The organism is Vulcanisaeta distributa DSM 14429 (assembly GCF_000148385.1).
GTDB classification, from domain to species: domain Archaea; phylum Thermoproteota; class Thermoprotei; order Thermoproteales; family Thermocladiaceae; genus Vulcanisaeta; species Vulcanisaeta distributa.
The window spans coordinates 517,171-531,820 of the sequence record NC_014537.1 but is presented as its reverse complement, the minus strand read 5'-3'; the positions used below and the strand labels follow the sequence as shown (position 1 = coordinate 531,820).

Sequence of the window (14,650 nt, the reverse complement as noted above, 5' to 3'; positions counted from 1 at the left end):
TTGAGATAATCAAACCCTCATTACTACTACTGTGCTTGCCTGCATTAGGTCGCCCCAGGCATGGGCGAGCCCAGTATATACAGGCTTCTTAACCTGTCTCTTACCTGCCTTACCGGCTAACTGCCAGTAGATTTCGGCTACCTTCATTACGCCGGCGGCAGCTATTGGATTGCCGACACCGAGTAGCCCACCTGATGGGTTTATTGGTAAGTCACCATCCCTTTGGGTGACACCCTCCTTTGTTAGCTTTGACGCCTCACACTTCTTGGCCAGCCCAAGGCCCTCCATATGGTGTAGTTCCTTATAGTCGAATGGGTCGTAAACCTCTGCAACGTCAATCTCCTTCCTCGGGTTCGTTATTCCAGCCATCCTATAGGCCATTTGGGCAGCCACATTGGCGTACTCGGGGAATGCCAAATCCCTGTTAGTCCAGGACGTCGTGTCCAGGGCCCAGCCAACACCATCAATCCAGACAGGCGTGTCTGTCTGCCTCCTCGCGACATCCTCACTGGCGACCACGAATGCCGCTGCTCCATCGCTCACTGGTGATATGTCCAGTAATTGGACGGGCCATACCAATACCTCGCTCTTGAGCACGTCATCCACCGTTATGTTGGCGGCCACCTGAGCCGCTGGGTGGTCGAGGGCATTACGCTTATTCTTAACGCTGACCAGGGCTATGTCCTCCTTCTTAACACCGCACTTATACATGTACCTATGCATCTCCAATGCAAAAATCCAAATTAGGTTCGGCTGGAGTGGTACTTCGGTGACTGGGTCCCATATGTACCTAAAGACTGCCTGTGGGTGTGGTATGTCCGCGTCGCTCATTTTCTCCTCAGCTACGGCCAGCACAGTCTTACAATGCCCACTGGCCACGTGCCACCAGGCGGCTATTGGGACCATAACGCCAGTAGCACCACCAACGAAAACGCGCATTGTCGGTTTACCAACACCACCAGCCCCATCGGCCAGGTACTCACCCTTCATGTGGACTCCATCAAACGTGTCTGGCGCTGAACCTATTACTACGCAGTCAATGTCCTTAAGCGTAAGCCCAGCCTCGTCAAGTGCTTGCTTGGCTGCTATCCAGGCAAGCTCCTTGGGTGTCTCGAGCATCCTCCTCCTAAATAACGTTAATCCCGCGCCAATTACTGCGGGCCTGTGCTTTACGTAAATGTTCCTACTCATAAATTACCACCCATGGCTTGGTTCTTAAGCATTACCAATCACCTACTTAACACAGCAACGACGCTTGTGGTGGTCGGCACACCACGCCATGAATGAATAACAGCCCTCTCAGCCTTACTCAACTGCATTCTTCCAGCCTCACCCCTCAGTTGAAGTACGGCATCAACAAGCCTAGCAAGCCCGTGAACCTCGAGCGGAACTCCCTCGCCAAGCGCACCACCGCTCGGATTTACTGGGAATAGGCCATCCCTATCAAAGGCTCCCTCAAGGAGTAGTTTATGGGCTTCACCAATTGGGGCTAGTTTTAACGCCTCTATGAATTGCAACTCCTTAAAGCTGTATCTCGCGTCGATTTCAGCAAAGTGAAGCTCCTTAATTGGGTCCTGAATGCCGGCCATCTTGTATGCCACCTCCGCAGCCTTCATAGCGTGTATCGGAAATTCCCAATTATGGAATTCAAGCGATGGATCCTCAGTAATCCAATGTATGCCATCAACCCACACGGGGGTGTCTGTGTACCTCCTGGCCACGTCTTCGCCGGCCAGGACTACTACGACTGCGGCATCGACAAATGGCGCGATATCAAGTTTTGTTAGTGGTGATACAGCATATGGCGAATTTAATACCTCATCAATGGTTAGGTTAGCGCCATAACTAGCTCTATCGTTATAAAGGGCGTTCCTCTTATTCTTAACCACAACGTAGGCCAGCGCCTCCCGTGGCACGTTATAACGCGTCATGTAGGCCTGGGCCTCCAATGCCGCCAACGCATGATAATTGGGTGTGTTTATTGCCCTAATCGTTATTGGGTCCATGGCGAATAGCATGACATCGTGCATGTTAATGATGTCACTAGGCTTTGCATGCGACTCCGCAACAACAATATCAAACTGCCCAGTCTTAATTAACATGTATGCGCTAGCCACGCATTGAAGTCCATCACCCGGTGTCGTGAATACGGGCTTCAACGTACCGCCAATAGGCTCTGGCGCAAACTCATCGGCTATGGCTATGCCCTCCCAAAAATCCTCCTGGCAACTGGCGAAGGCGTCAACGTCAGTCCTTGGGTTCAGGCCACCGGCATCCTCATACGCGCGGGTTGCTGCCTCGAACATCATTTCCCTAAACGACGCCTCCTCAACCACTGGCCTAAACCCGTACCAACCAACCCCAATGATTGCAACTCTTCTCGACATAGTAATCATAATCCCAGGGTCCTTTTAATTTATTACCCACATACCCACTGTTTGGTTCATCAAACATTAGCCTTAATAATTACCAGGATTATGATTTAATCGTAACTCCATGGTAAACATATACGTATTACTCATGGTGGATTACCTGTTGGTGCTTGCTGTCCAAGTCGCAGCATCAATACAGGACTTAAGGACTAGGGAGATCAGTGATTGGACGTGGATAATAGGCTCAATAATGTGCGTACCGCTGGGCCTATACGTAGTGATAATGCTTAATCAATTAATTCTATACATAGTTAGTGTGGTTGTTGGTTCGGTATTTGCATTAGCGGTGTATTGGCTGAGGGCGATGGGTGGTGCGGATTCTAAGTCGATAGCCTTTATATCGGCCTCAATACCCACGCTACCCATGGCGACCCCCGCATTGACAATAATAAATATTACGCCATTATCAATACTGATTAATTCATTGATAATAGCCCTGGTACTGTACATACCATACAACGTGATTCAAAACATTAGGTACGGCAGTAATTGCGAAGCCTTGGCCAGGGTTAAGGGACTTAATAGGCTAATTTACTTATTAACGCTCATGTGCGTGCCGGTTCATAAAGTCCTTAGAAACCCCAATAATTACGCAATATCCCAGGTACTCACTGAGGATGGCTTTCAACCAATAATTAGGCTTGGCCTTGATGTGGATGATCCCAGGGAGTTACTGATAGAGTGGCTTTCCAAGGGGAAGATCAGTATAGGCACCCCCGTACTGACTTCATACCACATACCCTTTATAGTACCAATAACGCTTGGTCTCGTGGTTTACGTGTTAACTCACGTGAATGTGTTAACACTTATTCTTGCCGCACTGTGAGGAATGAATACGAAAATTTTTATTTAGCCTCTATATCGATGACTTGTGGTATTTGACGATAAGGACCTTAGACCTGTTAGGGGAATGAAGGACTTAACGCCTGAGGAGTACTACCCAATGCTTCAGGTTTTTGATAAGTTGGCGAGGGTCGCCGAATCCTTCGGCTACCTAAGGGTTGAGACGCCAGCCCTGGAGCACTATGAAATACTTAAGGCTAAGGCTGGTGAGGATGTAATTAACGAGATCTACTACTTCAAGGATAAGGCAGGTAGGGAGGTTGGGCTTAGGTTCGACATGACCGTGCCAGTGGCCAGGGTAGTCTCCTACAGGGTTGATGTGCCAAAGCCCATTAGGTGGTATTACATAACGAAGGTTTGGCGTTATGACGAGCCACAGCACGGTAGGTATAGGGAGTTTCACCAGTTTGGTATTGAGTTCATAGGCTCCTCAAGTGTTAGGGCTGATGCCGAGGTCCTTACCGTTGGTGTTGAGGCGCTCAAGGCGCTTAACATTGGTGATTTTAGGGTTAGGATAAACGATAGGAGAATAATCGACCAATTACTGAGTAAGCTAGGCATCTCTAACGAACTTAAACCTAGTGTTCTCAGGGTCATGGATAAGAGGGGTAAGGTGCCCGATGACGAGATACTAAGGATGTTGAGGGACCTTGGGTTAAGCAATGATACTGCACAGGAGGTTCTCAGACTCGCTAATACCAGTGAGGGTATTGATAAGGCCATTGACTCCTTTAAGGAGTTCGGCGTAAGTGATGAGTTCATTAAGTACTATAGTGAGTTAATAGATCTTCTTGATATGTACGGCGTGCGTAATTACATGGACCTGGACATGGGAATTGTGAGGGGTCTTGATTACTACACGGGCATCGTCTTTGAGATGTACGTGCCTGACTATAAACTATCCGTTGGGGGCGGTGGTAGGTATGATAACTTAATCGAGATCTACAGTGGTAAGCCAATGCCCGCCTCGGGATTCGCCATGGGCATTGAGAGATTGCTGGAGGTTCTTGAGCAGAGGGGTTCTATTAAGCGTGCTTTCCCGCAGATTGATTATTACGTTTACGTGTTGGGTAATGATAGGAATTACCTAGCGCTTGGTTATAGGTTAGCCGCTAATTTGAGGGCTCGTGGTAATAAGGTCATTGTCGATACGGGTGAGAAGAGCCTTAGGAGTGCGCTTGAGTATGCGTCTAAGGTGAATGTTAGGTACTTCATAATAGTGGGTCCCAAGGAGGTTTCTCAGGGCGTCGTTAGGGTCAGGGACATGAGTAACTGGAGTGAGAGGGATGTTCCAATCACTGAGTTCGGGATTAATGCTAAGGGTGAATAAGTAAATAAAGGGGTTGCTTAATGTTAGTATAATGGTCAGAGAGGAAAGTTCGGGCAATTCGAAGTACCTAAAGGCTGATCTTCTGGATGTAATTGAAATCCCCGAAGAGGGCGTTGCAGTCATGCTCTTCACGACGGAGGAGTGGGATGATAGGGTACTACCCATTAGGATAGACGTGACCGCGTCATTCTCAATAAAGAAGGCCCTGGGGCTAGTTTCGTTTCATAGGCCTTTAACCCACGATTTACTCGTCGACTTAATTAATAGGCTAGACGTCGTTGTTGAGAAGGTTACTATTGATGCAATGATTGACGGTGTTTACCTAGCCACGATATTCATTAAGGATAATAGGACAAATGAGACATTTCAATTAGATGCCAGGCCAAGTGATGCCACCGCAATAGCCGTGAGGCTTGGAGCACCTATTTACGTAGCTGAGCACCTAGTCGCCTACACAGAGCCCCTCGAAAATTATAGGGAGTTAAGGGCCAGGTACGGCTTCAGTTTTAACAAGAATTTCTAACTAAGACGTTCACTCACCAAGCGCCACAAGGACGACCCTCCTATTCCTAGGTCCATCGAATTCCGCGAGAAAGACCTCTTGCCAGGTTCCGTGGATGAGTTCGCCATTAACGATTGGTAGTACGTAGAATTGCTTAAAGATAGAAGATAGGAGGTGCGCATCGGCGTTATTATCGATATCGTTGTGATAGTAATTACCATTAACGGGTACTAACCTTTCGAATAAGTTTTCATAATCCCTCCTTATCCTTGGTTCGTCCTCATTGGCGAATAGGGCTGAGGTTGCGTGTGGCAGGAAAACCAGGACTATGCCATTCCTTATGCCGGAGCTCTTAATGAAATCCTCTATGTGGCTCGTTATGTTAATGACCTCCCTACGCCTCCTACTTTGTATAGTTATCTCCTTCGTGACGACTCTCATAACGCATCAACTAATCCTGCGCATTTAGTAAAACCTTACCCGCATCACTGGGTTATTACCTCAACTGCTTCTGTATTAATGAGATGAGTCTCTCTAACTCAAGCATTGTGAGTCCTATTGTCGAATTATCACCGCTATGCACCAAAACGCCGATTACAAAGTCCCTAAACCTTTTAATTATTATATAGCCCGTACTTGCCTGAACGATTACGTGGCTGGAGTCCTCATTAAGTAACTCCTTACTAACCCTATCACCCACGGCGCTGAGTGAAGCCACCATTGCGGCTACACGGTCTGGGTCAACATCGATCCTAGATGCGTGAGCCACTAATAGCCCGTCAAGGGATGCAATGTATACGCCACTTATAATATCAGTGCTATTTAGGAACTCCTTAACAACCTTACCTAAGGTCTCATTGGTCTCCTCCATTACCTTATTATTCAATTCCTAAGTGAAATATAAACATATCTTTCAATTACTTCATAACAACGATTCTCCAACCACTCTTAAATTTCCTGATCAAATCCCTCCTAACTAATTCCCTGAACAACTCCACATAGGCCTCACTTGGTTCAGCACCCCTTAACTCGATGTTGTACTTACGGGCCAGGGACTTAACATTATTAACGCAGGCCTGCCTGAGTGGGCAGGTTGAGCAGTAATTACTCAGTGGTTCACCATTTATTATCACAAGTCCATGAAATGGGTCAATAAATGCGCCCTTACTCATTAATATACTAAGCATTATCTCACCATCAACATCACGTACATCATAAACAACGTAAATGCGCCCACTGGGTAAGTACCTATTACCACTCTTAATAATCCAACCAGCATTTAACATTCTCCTTAAATGCCTCGATAATTTACCTCTCTGCAGGTTTGTCCTCTTCATAATCTGCGTAAATGTGTTATGTCCACTTATCACGGCTAGCATTATTTCGAGGTTCGTATTATCAAGTATCACGTTGAAGTCCCTCTCCCTCATTAGCACATACTCGCTATCATACCTTGGAATCACGCCTATATTCTCGCCATTAAGTGTCACCACTATCTCCGGCTTAACAACAGCATTCATTAGGTAACGTGGTTAATGACTGGCTTATTAACCAATTTCCAGAAGTCATTCTATCTAATCAGGGACTGTGGGTATTCCTTTTAATCTGCCTTACTAAGGCTTAACTATGCCATTTAAGAACTTTGTGAGGCTTGAAATACCCGACGTAATACTCGTGGAGCCCGTGGTCTTCCCAGATGTCAGGGGCTTCTTCGCGGAGCTTTACAAGAGGACAGACTTCCTAGCTGGCGGTATTCCTTATGACTTCGTCCAAGTAAGCCTAAGTAAGTCGAGGCGTGGTGTCGTACGTGGGCTTCACTACCAACTTAAGCCCATGGAGCAGGGGAAGCTAGTCACGGTGATTAGGGGTCGCGTAGTTGATGTGGCTGTTGACGTTAGGAGGGGTTCACCCTGGTTTGGTAAGTACGTAATGGTCGAACTCTCGGCTGACAACCCGAGGCTACTCTGGGTACCGCCGGGCTTTGCCCATGGATTTCAAGCCCTCGAGGACGACACATTATTCCTATATCTACAGACCAAGGAGTATAGCCCGCAGCATGAGAGGTGCGTTGCCTGGAATGACCCTGAAATAGGCATACCATGGCCGATTAGGGAAAACGTGATAATCAGTGAGAAGGACAGTAAATGCCCACCGCTCAGGCAGGCGGAGACGAACTTCGACTACCCAATATAATCAGCCCTCACACGCATCATCACGGTTAAATCAGTAATCGCTGGTCATCACAACAAAGCTTAATACGCAGCCCCCTTAAATAATAATTGTAATGATGAGTTGAACCCACGCCGATCGATGGCGAGGCCTAAACCGGCTGAGGCTACTCCTTAATGATTACCAGGGGCTCGCCAGAGCCTATGTAATGCTTAATCCACTTGTTTCTTAGGGCTATGTTCAGTTCAGGGTCTAAATGTGGCTTCACTGTCTTTATAAACCTGGCTATTGACTCTCTCTCGTGGATAACCAGGTAGAGTTTGCCGTCATTGCCAGGAAACACATTACTATTAATGCCCAGGAACTTCAATGCAATCCTCAATGCAAGTCCCAGCGACTTATTTGGTATCCTAATGCTGAGTACGAAATTGGGAATATCAAGGCTGGGCTCTGGGTCGATTAATTCCCCATAAAAGTCATAAAGCCCCCTGAGCAATCTAATCCAATCATTAATGTTAAAAAACATCAGCAACCTAGTTGGCTTCTGCAGGATTTTATTTACCTCATCGCATAGGCTACTTGTTGCGTTAAGAATGTTATTACTCATGGTGATTCCAGGCTCTAATGACCTCACGTAGTCAACAGCGTCGGAAAAGCCCTCAACGCTTCTCCACATCACCGAGCACTCATTCATGAAGGCGCCAATTAGGTATGGGTCCACGGGAAACCTCTTAATTATATGCTTTAATATACTTACTACGTCCAGTATACGCGTTGATATGAGTATTGAGAGGGCCATGGACATACTGAGGAAGTACCCACTGTGTAATCACTGCCTGGGTAGGTTATTTGCCAGGTTGGGTACTGGGCTTGATAATGAGGAGAGGGGTAGGGCGATTAAGGATTACTTATTGATGAGGATTCATGAGAGGATATTAAATGAGGGATTAAGTGATGAGTTACTCAATGATGTTAAGGCGCTGGCAGTGAGTGGTCATGAACCAAGCATAAAGTTCCTAAGTAACATGGGTATTAACGTATCGCCAGCTAGATGCTACGTGTGCGGTGATACGATCTTCAACAGACTTAATGAGTGGGTTAATAATATTGTAAATAGCCTTAGATCCCTTGGCATTGAGTTTAGGTCCTTTAGGTTAGGTAGTAGGGTGCCGCTGGATATCCAGAATAGGGAGTTGAGCATAACCACAGAGTTTAACATATCGAGTGCCGAATCCATTAAGCGCGAGATCAATAGGGAGTTGGGTAAGAGGGTCTCGGCGATGCTCGGTGTATCATTTAATAGGGAGGAGCCCGACGTGGAGGTGGTCATAGACGTTAACACAGGTTCCGTGGAGGTACAGATAATGCCAATATACATATCGGCTAGGTATAGGAAGGTCCATAGGCTAATTAATGAGGAGGGTCAGGTCAAGTGGCCCATTGATAGGGTAATCCAGGCATATAATGCCCAGGACGTGGTAATACACACTGGTGGTGAGGATCCAATGGGTGTCAGGGTCCTTGGTAATGGTAGACCAGTAATACTGCAGGTGGTCAAGCCCAGTAAAAGGCCTGACGTTAATGATGTCTATGCATTGCTTAAGGATTCAGGCTATGACATTGTGCTTGATAACCTATCTAGGGTTAGGGCCTCCGCAGTGGTTAAAATGAAGGCTAGGGTCAGGGATTACGTGATTACGTATAGGGTCCTAGCAATTACTGATAACTCCGTTACTAACGAAAACATTAAGTCACTGCATGATTACTTCAGGAATAGGCAGGTGGTCCAGGTGTTTAGGCGTGGTCGTAGGATTAGGAGAAGGATTAGTATGGTTTACGAGCTTGATGGTAGGGTTATCAGGGATAGGCTTGTGGAGTTCCTGATTAGGTGTCAGGGCAACCTATACATTAGGGGCTTTGTGCATGGTGGTTTGGGGGATGTCGAGCCGAGCATCGCCGGTACATTAGGCTTTAGTGTTAGGCCTGTCGAGATTGACATACTCAATATAAGTGATTAGTGATTAATCATGATGCTGATGCCTTAGTCTCGGTGGGCTGGGCCTTGAAGGGTACAATGTGATCGGGCGTCGTTATGATGACCTTTCTTTTACCGCCAACGTATATCTCGATTTCGTAGGCCTTACCCCTCCTGCCGATTATTGTGCCCACCTTGCCCTGATACCTCCTATGCGGTGCCGTGGTTATGAATGTTGGGTCTATGTCAATGACAACCTTATCACCCACATTATACTCATAGAGCCACCTGGAAATCCCCGGCCTACCCTTCTCCCTGGGCTTCTTACTGAGTAGCTTCCTCGACTTGTAGCGAAGACCGTGTGTTCGGTGCACGATGAACCCCAAGCACCATCACTCTATGGAGTATTTAAGCATTCCCTTCATTAATGATTAATTTTCGCCAATCCTTAAATTTAAATAGGGATTTTTATTAGGGATTTATTGTGGTTAAGCGTATCATTAATTCTGAGGATATTCCCATGGCAGAGGCACTCAGGATTCTCGAGGAAAAACTACTCAGTGCTAACCCCAGTATTACGGATGAGGTTGTCAACAACACCCTGGACTACCTCAGGAAGTTCTCCAAGGTTGGCCCAGACAAGGCTAGGGAATTGATTTCGGAGTTGATGAAGAGGTTCGGCCTGGCTAGGCTAACCACTATTCAGATAGTTGATTTGATGCCACAGACGGCCGATGAGCTTAGGGTACTGCTTGGGGCTGAGAAGAGGGAGTTTAGTGATAAGGATGTTGAGGAGATCCTTAACCTACTAAAGAATGCCAGGGGTTCTTAAGGGGTGTTCTGAATGGTTAAGAGGGAGGACTACGCATACATACTCGATATAATACCTCCGGAGCAAATGCTCATTAAGGATCCGTCCCTAATAAAGAAGGGCTTCCCAAGGAATGAAGTCTACGTGCAAGCCGTTGGTGAGCAATTCTTCACGTTACTTGAATTAACGCTTAAGCCTAACGCAACGGCTGAGGTTGGTGAGAGGGTTTACATAGGCAGTGGGACTAGGGATAAGGTGAATAAGATTGTGAGGAGGATTAGCTATGACGAGCTCACCAACGAGGCTAAGAACGCTCTTCCCGAGGTTGTTGCCAAGATTGTTAAGGCCCAGGAGAATAGGTTCGTGGACTTCTTTAATAAGGCTGGGCCAATAACCCTTAAGATGCATAGTCTTGAGCTTCTCAGGGGCATTGGTAAGAAGACCCTTTGGCAAATACTTGAGGAGAGGAGGAAGAAGCCCTTTCAGTCCTTTGAGGACATAAAGAGTAGGGTTGGTATCGATCCTGAGAAGTTAATTATTGATAGGATATTGAGGGAGTTACAGGGCGCTGACCAATACAGGATTTTCGTTGGCTAATTTTAATTTACCTAACCCTAATTATCTTCCTCCGCCCAGCGATATCCCAAACCTCAACCTCAACACCAGGCTCAATCCTACCCTTAACCTCCTCCTCCATCTGGTCCTGACCAACCTCAAAGGTACTGTAATTCCTAAGATCCATTAACTGCCAGGAATCACCCACCTTAGCCACGACCTGAGCAACGAACTTCTCAATAATCGGCACCTCAACCTGGGCATCAGCAGGCACTATTAATGTCCTCTTTACATTATCAAAGACACCAATACCCACAATCCTCACCTTGGCGGAGCCATGCTTACCAGTCTTACTCTTCTCAACCTCAACCACCTTACATGGCTCCCCATCAATCATTATGTAACTGCCCTCCTTCACAGAACCTGCCTCCGTTGGTTTCGTAGACATACAAATCGACATAGCTAGAGCTAATAAAAGGTTTTCTGTCGAGTAATTCCCTGAGAAATTACTTATTAATTCGCTTGGTTATGCATTAGCCTGAGTATTAATGAGGATAATGATGTACATTGGCAAGTATGAGGATTATGCATTGGCGAAATTAATTATCAATAGACTCAGTAGTAATGGGGTTGAAACAATCGCCGCTAGAGACGTGGAGGTTAAGAACCTAGGCATACCGAAGTGGGATGGTTCCCAAGACGTTGACATGGCAATGGTGATTGGCGGTGATGGGACTGTGTTAAGGTTCATTCATGAGATCGCAAATTCCATCAACACCCCCATACTCCATATAGGGACTGGCAGGGTTAATTATTTAAGCGATGTGAGCGCCAGGGAGTTACCCCAGGTTCTTGATAAGATAGTTAAGGGGGAGTATACGGTTGAGGAAAGGCTCACATTGAAGGCTATCGCCACAGATTTCGAGTGCACGGCATTGAATGAGGTTTTAGTTAAGGGCGTCGACCCAGGTCACTTGATAAATGTGACTATCGTTGAGGATGGCGGTGAGGAGATAATGAGGGCTAGGATGGACGGTGTCATAATAGCTACGCCGACTGGTTCCACGGCGTACGCATTAGCGGCAGGAGGCCCAGCAGTCGATAGTAGATTGGCCGTGAAGTTAATAGTGCCCCTTGCACCCTTCTCGAGGGCTCTGGTCCCCATTGTACATCCATACGAGGTACCCGTTAAAGTATTAACTAGTGAAGTTGCTCATATCCTCTGTGATGGTATTGTTGCACAGAGGGGTGCCGAGATACGTATTGTGCCGAGTGATAGGAAGGTTAGGTTTGTCAGAACCCGTCAATATAGAATGTATGATAGGTTATTTAGGAGGTTATTCATACCATGAGTTCCAGAGATACCGTAATACTTGACGCATCTGCAATACTTCACATGAGGGATTTACGCCCGTTAATGGGCATGGGTGATTTGGTGACGACAAATCACGTAATTAATGAGTTAAAGGATGCGAGGGCTATTGTCGTGCCTGAGATACTGAATATAAGTGTTTATGATATTAGTGAAGATGAGATAGTGCGTGCACGGAGGAATTACCACTTACCAAGACTACTAAGTGATGCGGATGTGTCGTTAATAGTCTTAGCCCTGAAACTGAGGGATAGGAACCCTATGGTGATTACTGATGATTCGTTATTAATAAAGTTCCTTAGGAAGTTGGGGATTAGGTATTCGGTGATTTTCCTGAGGAGGCGTCAGTAGGGCCTTGGTCTCAGCTTAAGCCTCTTTGGTACATTCTCCTCGGGTATCTCAGCACCGGCTAACTCAATCGTTACGGTGTCCTGGAACCAGGGTGTTGACCTGCCAAAGGCTCTCGGCATGTAATTCCTAATCTTACGACCCTTATGAACAGCTGCGTGAATAATAACCACATTATCAACATTAAGACCCCTATAACTTGCGTTATTCTCAAGGTTCTTAAGAACCTCAAGGTAAGCCTTAGCAACCTTAACAGGCCACTTAGCCACCGGCCAGCCCTCCCAGGGTGTTGTGTGGTGCGCCTGCTTCTTGGTGAACCTCCTTATTGGTATTGGAGTCCTCATCTTAATGACATTGTTTAGGTACTCCTCAGCCTGCTTAATAGTGAAGCCCCTGATAAACCTGGCAACCTCAACAGCCTTCTTCCAACTAATCCTATACTCATAACCAAGGGCCTTGACCACCTGGTCCTCGGTAATACTCGCTCCATAAATCTCCTTAACCCTCTTGATTATGTCCTCGGCATCAATGCTCCAGTCAATCCTAGCCATACCCAAACCAGCGTGAGCAGTGCAATATAAAAATATTTACCCAACATTATCACGCTATTGCAATTAAACGACGTACCGAGCCCTATCACGAATCATCATGGCGGTCCATTACTAAAGGTGCCTACGCACGTGACTATGTAACGAATAATTGTCTATATAGTTAGTATAGAAGTCATATACCAATATACGTATAAAATACACCCATATGTATCGATTATAACTATTATAACTATATTATTTGTTTTAATAATTATACATTTTTTAACATTATGATGAGTAAAGCTTATAAATAGTTGTATTTTATTCTACCTTCGTTATGGATGACATCGTAGATCTAAGGAATAAACAAATTGCCTATGAAGATATAATTGAGAGACTTGATGAGAATATTGCCAGTAGGATTTACTGGTTGGTCTCAATAATAACGGCATTGGGAGGCTTTCTATTTGGTTATGATACGGGTGTCATTGGGTCAGCACTTATTTATATTGGTCCATATTTTCATTTAACATCATTTGAGGTTGCCGTACTAACCTCATTTACCAGTGTATTTGCCGGCATTGGCGCCCTGGTGGCTGGTCCGTTCATTGATAGGTTCGGTAGGAAGAGTCTCCTGATAATTGATGGAATATTCTATGCGTTGTTCGCTGTGTTATCTGGCCTGGCGATATCGTCGATTGACTTAATCATTTGGAGAAGTCTCGTTGGGTTTGCCATCGGTGCCGACACGGCGGTGGCCACGGGCTACATATCCGAATTCGCACCCAAGAGGCATAGGGGTAAGTTGGCATCACTTCAGCAGTTAATGATTGTCGTGGGCATGATGACCTCCTTCTGGGTTGGTTACTACCTATCAATGGCATTGCCTCAAACGACAAATTGGAGGTGGATGTTTGGCCTTGGTGCGATACCGGCGGTAATACTCGTGGCCCTAAGGTTCTACTTACCGGAGAGTCCCAGGTGGTTGCTGATACAGGGCAGGGAGGAGGATGCGAAGAAGGCCTTGGCTAAGTTGGGGGTACACGTTAGTGAACACATAATTCCGCCGAAGAGGGAGTTGGGATTTAAGGAGGCTCTTTCGAAGCAGTATATCAGGAGGATCCTACTGGTGGTTGGGCTTTGGTTGGTGTTTCAGCAGGTGACTGGCATAAACATAATCCTCTACTATGGCCCGTACATATGGAAGTACCTTGGATTCACGGGCCCCAGGGCCATACTGTCTACGGTAATACCGTACTCCATAGGCTTCATAGCAACGCTCTTCCAAATATACCTAGTGGATAGGTGGGGTAGGAGGACGCTCGGTACTATCGGCTTCACGGGCCTACTCGTGAGCCTCGTGATAATGACGGTGGGCGCCCACTACTTTGCGCTGAATGACATATCCATAGCTGTGCCACTGATATTCTCGGCAATGGTTCTCTTCCAGGTATTATTCGCACTAGGCGTTGGTGGTGTTGGTTGGGTGTTGCAGGGTGAGACCATGCCCACGGAGTTTAGGGGTAGGGGTGGCGGTATATTGGCTGCGATTGATTGGTTCGCGAACTTCGCCATAATATACATATTCCCAATATGGCTCTCCGCCTACGGCATGTTCAGCTTCTGGGTACTGGAGGACGTGCTTGCCCTGGCCGCCGTGATATACGTATTACTGCTCGTGCCTGAGACAAAGGGGTTATCGGTAGACCAAATGCCACAACTATTCTCAAGGCCATTACGGGAAATAAGGAAGAGGCAGTAATCACTGATTGCTAATGAGAGG

The 14,650-nt window shown here is 46.5% G+C and carries 19 protein-coding genes; 10 read left to right on the top strand and 9 right to left on the bottom strand.

Annotated elements, in window-relative coordinates; all coding sequences use genetic code 11:
• Positions 1–9: 9 nt before the first annotated feature.
• Positions 10–1,191 carry a thiolase domain-containing protein gene (locus VDIS_RS02695; RefSeq protein ID WP_013335676.1) on the bottom strand — a complete coding sequence of 394 codons (1,182 nt, stop codon included), beginning with the start codon at positions 1,189–1,191 and terminating at the stop codon, positions 10–12.
• A gap of 38 nt (positions 1,192–1,229) precedes the next feature.
• Positions 1,230–2,387 (bottom strand): thiolase domain-containing protein, encoded by a 1,158-nt coding sequence (locus VDIS_RS02690; RefSeq protein WP_013335675.1) that lies wholly within the window; start codon positions 2,385–2,387, stop codon positions 1,230–1,232.
• Positions 2,388–2,496: 109 nt separating this feature from the next.
• On the opposite strand from VDIS_RS02690, the gene VDIS_RS02685 reads away from it, so the two are divergent.
• Genes VDIS_RS02685 through VDIS_RS02675 form a run of 3 tightly spaced genes read left to right on the top strand, consistent with a single transcriptional unit; the run spans position 2,497 to position 5,128 of the window.
• Positions 2,497–3,258, top strand: a complete 762-nt coding sequence (locus VDIS_RS02685) for an A24 family peptidase (protein ID WP_013335674.1) — start codon at positions 2,497–2,499, stop codon at positions 3,256–3,258.
• Positions 3,259–3,303: 45 nt separating this feature from the next.
• Positions 3,304–4,605 (top strand): histidine--tRNA ligase, encoded by a 1,302-nt coding sequence (gene hisS / locus VDIS_RS02680; protein WP_013335673.1) that lies wholly within the window; start codon positions 3,304–3,306, stop codon positions 4,603–4,605.
• Positions 4,606–4,636: 31 nt separating this feature from the next.
• Positions 4,637–5,128, top strand: coding sequence for a bifunctional nuclease family protein (locus VDIS_RS02675; protein ID WP_013335672.1), 492 nt, complete (start codon positions 4,637–4,639; stop codon positions 5,126–5,128).
• Positions 5,129–5,137: 9 nt separating this feature from the next.
• Here the strand turns inward: VDIS_RS02675 and VDIS_RS02670 are convergent, their stop codons facing one another.
• The 3 genes from VDIS_RS02670 to VDIS_RS02660 are packed head-to-tail and all read right to left on the bottom strand — an operon-like array spanning position 5,138 to position 6,627.
• Complete coding sequence (locus VDIS_RS02670; protein ID WP_013335671.1) at positions 5,138–5,548, bottom strand: secondary thiamine-phosphate synthase enzyme YjbQ; 411 nt, start codon at positions 5,546–5,548, stop codon at positions 5,138–5,140.
• A 55-nt stretch (positions 5,549–5,603) separates the two neighbouring features.
• Entirely contained in the window at positions 5,604–5,978 is a 375-nt protein-coding gene (locus tag VDIS_RS02665; protein WP_013335670.1) for a roadblock/LC7 domain-containing protein, read from the bottom strand.
• 46 nt (positions 5,979–6,024) lie between these two features.
• Positions 6,025–6,627 (bottom strand): ArsR family transcriptional regulator, encoded by a 603-nt coding sequence (locus VDIS_RS02660; protein ID WP_013335669.1) that lies wholly within the window; start codon positions 6,625–6,627, stop codon positions 6,025–6,027.
• A 106-nt stretch (positions 6,628–6,733) separates the two neighbouring features.
• Between VDIS_RS02660 and rfbC the strand changes: the two genes are divergently transcribed.
• Positions 6,734–7,300 carry a dTDP-4-dehydrorhamnose 3,5-epimerase gene (gene rfbC, locus VDIS_RS02655; protein ID WP_013335668.1) on the top strand — a complete coding sequence of 189 codons (567 nt, stop codon included), beginning with the start codon at positions 6,734–6,736 and terminating at the stop codon, positions 7,298–7,300.
• Between the two features lie 142 nt (positions 7,301–7,442).
• Here the strand turns inward: rfbC and VDIS_RS02650 are convergent, their stop codons facing one another.
• The gene (locus VDIS_RS02650; RefSeq protein ID WP_245522552.1) at positions 7,443–8,081 is read right to left on the bottom strand and encodes a hypothetical protein; all 639 of its coding nucleotides are present in this window, start codon (positions 8,079–8,081) and stop codon (positions 7,443–7,445) included.
• Between VDIS_RS02650 and VDIS_RS02645 the strand changes: the two genes are divergently transcribed.
• Complete coding sequence (locus VDIS_RS02645) at positions 8,056–9,294, top strand: tRNA pseudouridine(55) synthase (protein WP_013335666.1); 1,239 nt, start codon at positions 8,056–8,058, stop codon at positions 9,292–9,294. The genes VDIS_RS02650 and VDIS_RS02645 overlap by 26 nt on opposite strands.
• A 7-nt stretch (positions 9,295–9,301) precedes the next feature.
• Here the strand turns inward: VDIS_RS02645 and VDIS_RS02640 are convergent, their stop codons facing one another.
• Complete coding sequence (locus VDIS_RS02640) at positions 9,302–9,628, bottom strand: 50S ribosomal protein L21e (RefSeq protein WP_052885871.1); 327 nt, start codon at positions 9,626–9,628, stop codon at positions 9,302–9,304.
• A 107-nt stretch (positions 9,629–9,735) separates the two neighbouring features.
• On the opposite strand from VDIS_RS02640, the gene VDIS_RS02635 reads away from it, so the two are divergent.
• Both VDIS_RS02635 and VDIS_RS02630 read left to right on the top strand, forming a co-directional pair.
• On the top strand, positions 9,736–10,083 hold the full coding sequence (locus VDIS_RS02635; RefSeq protein WP_013335664.1) for an RNA polymerase Rpb4 family protein: 348 nt from the start codon (positions 9,736–9,738) through the stop codon (positions 10,081–10,083).
• A gap of 12 nt (positions 10,084–10,095) precedes the next feature.
• Complete coding sequence (locus tag VDIS_RS02630) at positions 10,096–10,659, top strand: DUF655 domain-containing protein (RefSeq protein WP_013335663.1); 564 nt, start codon at positions 10,096–10,098, stop codon at positions 10,657–10,659.
• Positions 10,660–10,666: 7 nt separating this feature from the next.
• On the opposite strand, the gene VDIS_RS02625 is transcribed toward VDIS_RS02630, so the two are convergent.
• Positions 10,667–11,065 carry a translation initiation factor IF-5A gene (locus VDIS_RS02625; protein ID WP_013335662.1) on the bottom strand — a complete coding sequence of 133 codons (399 nt, stop codon included), beginning with the start codon at positions 11,063–11,065 and terminating at the stop codon, positions 10,667–10,669.
• A 109-nt stretch (positions 11,066–11,174) separates the two neighbouring features.
• Here VDIS_RS02625 and VDIS_RS02620 point away from each other — a divergent pair, with 109 nt between their 5' ends.
• Both VDIS_RS02620 and VDIS_RS02615 read left to right on the top strand, forming a co-directional pair.
• Positions 11,175–11,969 carry an NAD(+)/NADH kinase gene (locus VDIS_RS02620; protein WP_245522551.1) on the top strand — a complete coding sequence of 265 codons (795 nt, stop codon included), beginning with the start codon at positions 11,175–11,177 and terminating at the stop codon, positions 11,967–11,969.
• The gene (locus VDIS_RS02615; RefSeq protein WP_013335660.1) at positions 11,966–12,340 is read left to right on the top strand and encodes a PIN domain-containing protein; all 375 of its coding nucleotides are present in this window, start codon (positions 11,966–11,968) and stop codon (positions 12,338–12,340) included. The genes VDIS_RS02620 and VDIS_RS02615 overlap by 4 nt, the downstream gene beginning before the upstream one ends.
• Here VDIS_RS02615 and VDIS_RS02610 read toward each other — a convergent pair.
• Positions 12,334–12,888, bottom strand: a complete 555-nt coding sequence (locus VDIS_RS02610) for a 50S ribosomal protein L22 (RefSeq protein ID WP_013335659.1) — start codon at positions 12,886–12,888, stop codon at positions 12,334–12,336. The two genes, VDIS_RS02615 and VDIS_RS02610, sit on opposite strands and share 7 nt — an antisense overlap.
• 316 nt (positions 12,889–13,204) lie before the next feature.
• Between VDIS_RS02610 and VDIS_RS02605 the strand changes: the two genes are divergently transcribed.
• A complete protein-coding gene (locus tag VDIS_RS02605) occupies positions 13,205–14,629 on the top strand; it encodes a sugar porter family MFS transporter (RefSeq protein WP_013335658.1) in 1,425 nt (474 codons plus the stop codon).
• The last annotated feature ends 21 nt before the right edge of the window (positions 14,630–14,650 follow it).

Coding starts and splice junctions, on each gene's coding strand:
- VDIS_RS02665 (WP_013335670.1), bottom strand. CDS start 5,978: ATGGAGGAGACCAATGAGACCTTAGGTAAGGTTGTTAAGGAGTTCCTA.
- VDIS_RS02610 (WP_013335659.1), bottom strand. CDS start 12,888: ATGGCTAGGATTGACTGGAGCATTGATGCCGAGGACATAATCAAGAGG.
- VDIS_RS02605 (WP_013335658.1), top strand. CDS start 13,205: ATGGATGACATCGTAGATCTAAGGAATAAACAAATTGCCTATGAAGAT.
- VDIS_RS02695 (WP_013335676.1), bottom strand. CDS start 1,191: ATGAGTAGGAACATTTACGTAAAGCACAGGCCCGCAGTAATTGGCGCG.
- VDIS_RS02625 (WP_013335662.1), bottom strand. CDS start 11,065: ATGTCTACGAAACCAACGGAGGCAGGTTCTGTGAAGGAGGGCAGTTAC.
- VDIS_RS02615 (WP_013335660.1), top strand. CDS start 11,966: ATGAGTTCCAGAGATACCGTAATACTTGACGCATCTGCAATACTTCAC.
- VDIS_RS02670 (WP_013335671.1), bottom strand. CDS start 5,548: ATGAGAGTCGTCACGAAGGAGATAACTATACAAAGTAGGAGGCGTAGG.
- VDIS_RS02630 (WP_013335663.1), top strand. CDS start 10,096: ATGGTTAAGAGGGAGGACTACGCATACATACTCGATATAATACCTCCG.
- VDIS_RS02660 (WP_013335669.1), bottom strand. CDS start 6,627: ATGAATGCTGTTGTTAAGCCGGAGATAGTGGTGACACTTAATGGCGAG.
- VDIS_RS02645 (WP_013335666.1), top strand. CDS start 8,056: ATGAGTATTGAGAGGGCCATGGACATACTGAGGAAGTACCCACTGTGT.
- rfbC (WP_013335668.1), top strand. CDS start 6,734: ATGCCATTTAAGAACTTTGTGAGGCTTGAAATACCCGACGTAATACTC.
- VDIS_RS02685 (WP_013335674.1), top strand. CDS start 2,497: ATGGTAAACATATACGTATTACTCATGGTGGATTACCTGTTGGTGCTT.
- VDIS_RS02650 (WP_245522552.1), bottom strand. CDS start 8,081: ATGTCCATGGCCCTCTCAATACTCATATCAACGCGTATACTGGACGTA.
- VDIS_RS02620 (WP_245522551.1), top strand. CDS start 11,175: ATGATGTACATTGGCAAGTATGAGGATTATGCATTGGCGAAATTAATT.
- VDIS_RS02675 (WP_013335672.1), top strand. CDS start 4,637: ATGGTCAGAGAGGAAAGTTCGGGCAATTCGAAGTACCTAAAGGCTGAT.
- VDIS_RS02690 (WP_013335675.1), bottom strand. CDS start 2,387: ATGTCGAGAAGAGTTGCAATCATTGGGGTTGGTTGGTACGGGTTTAGG.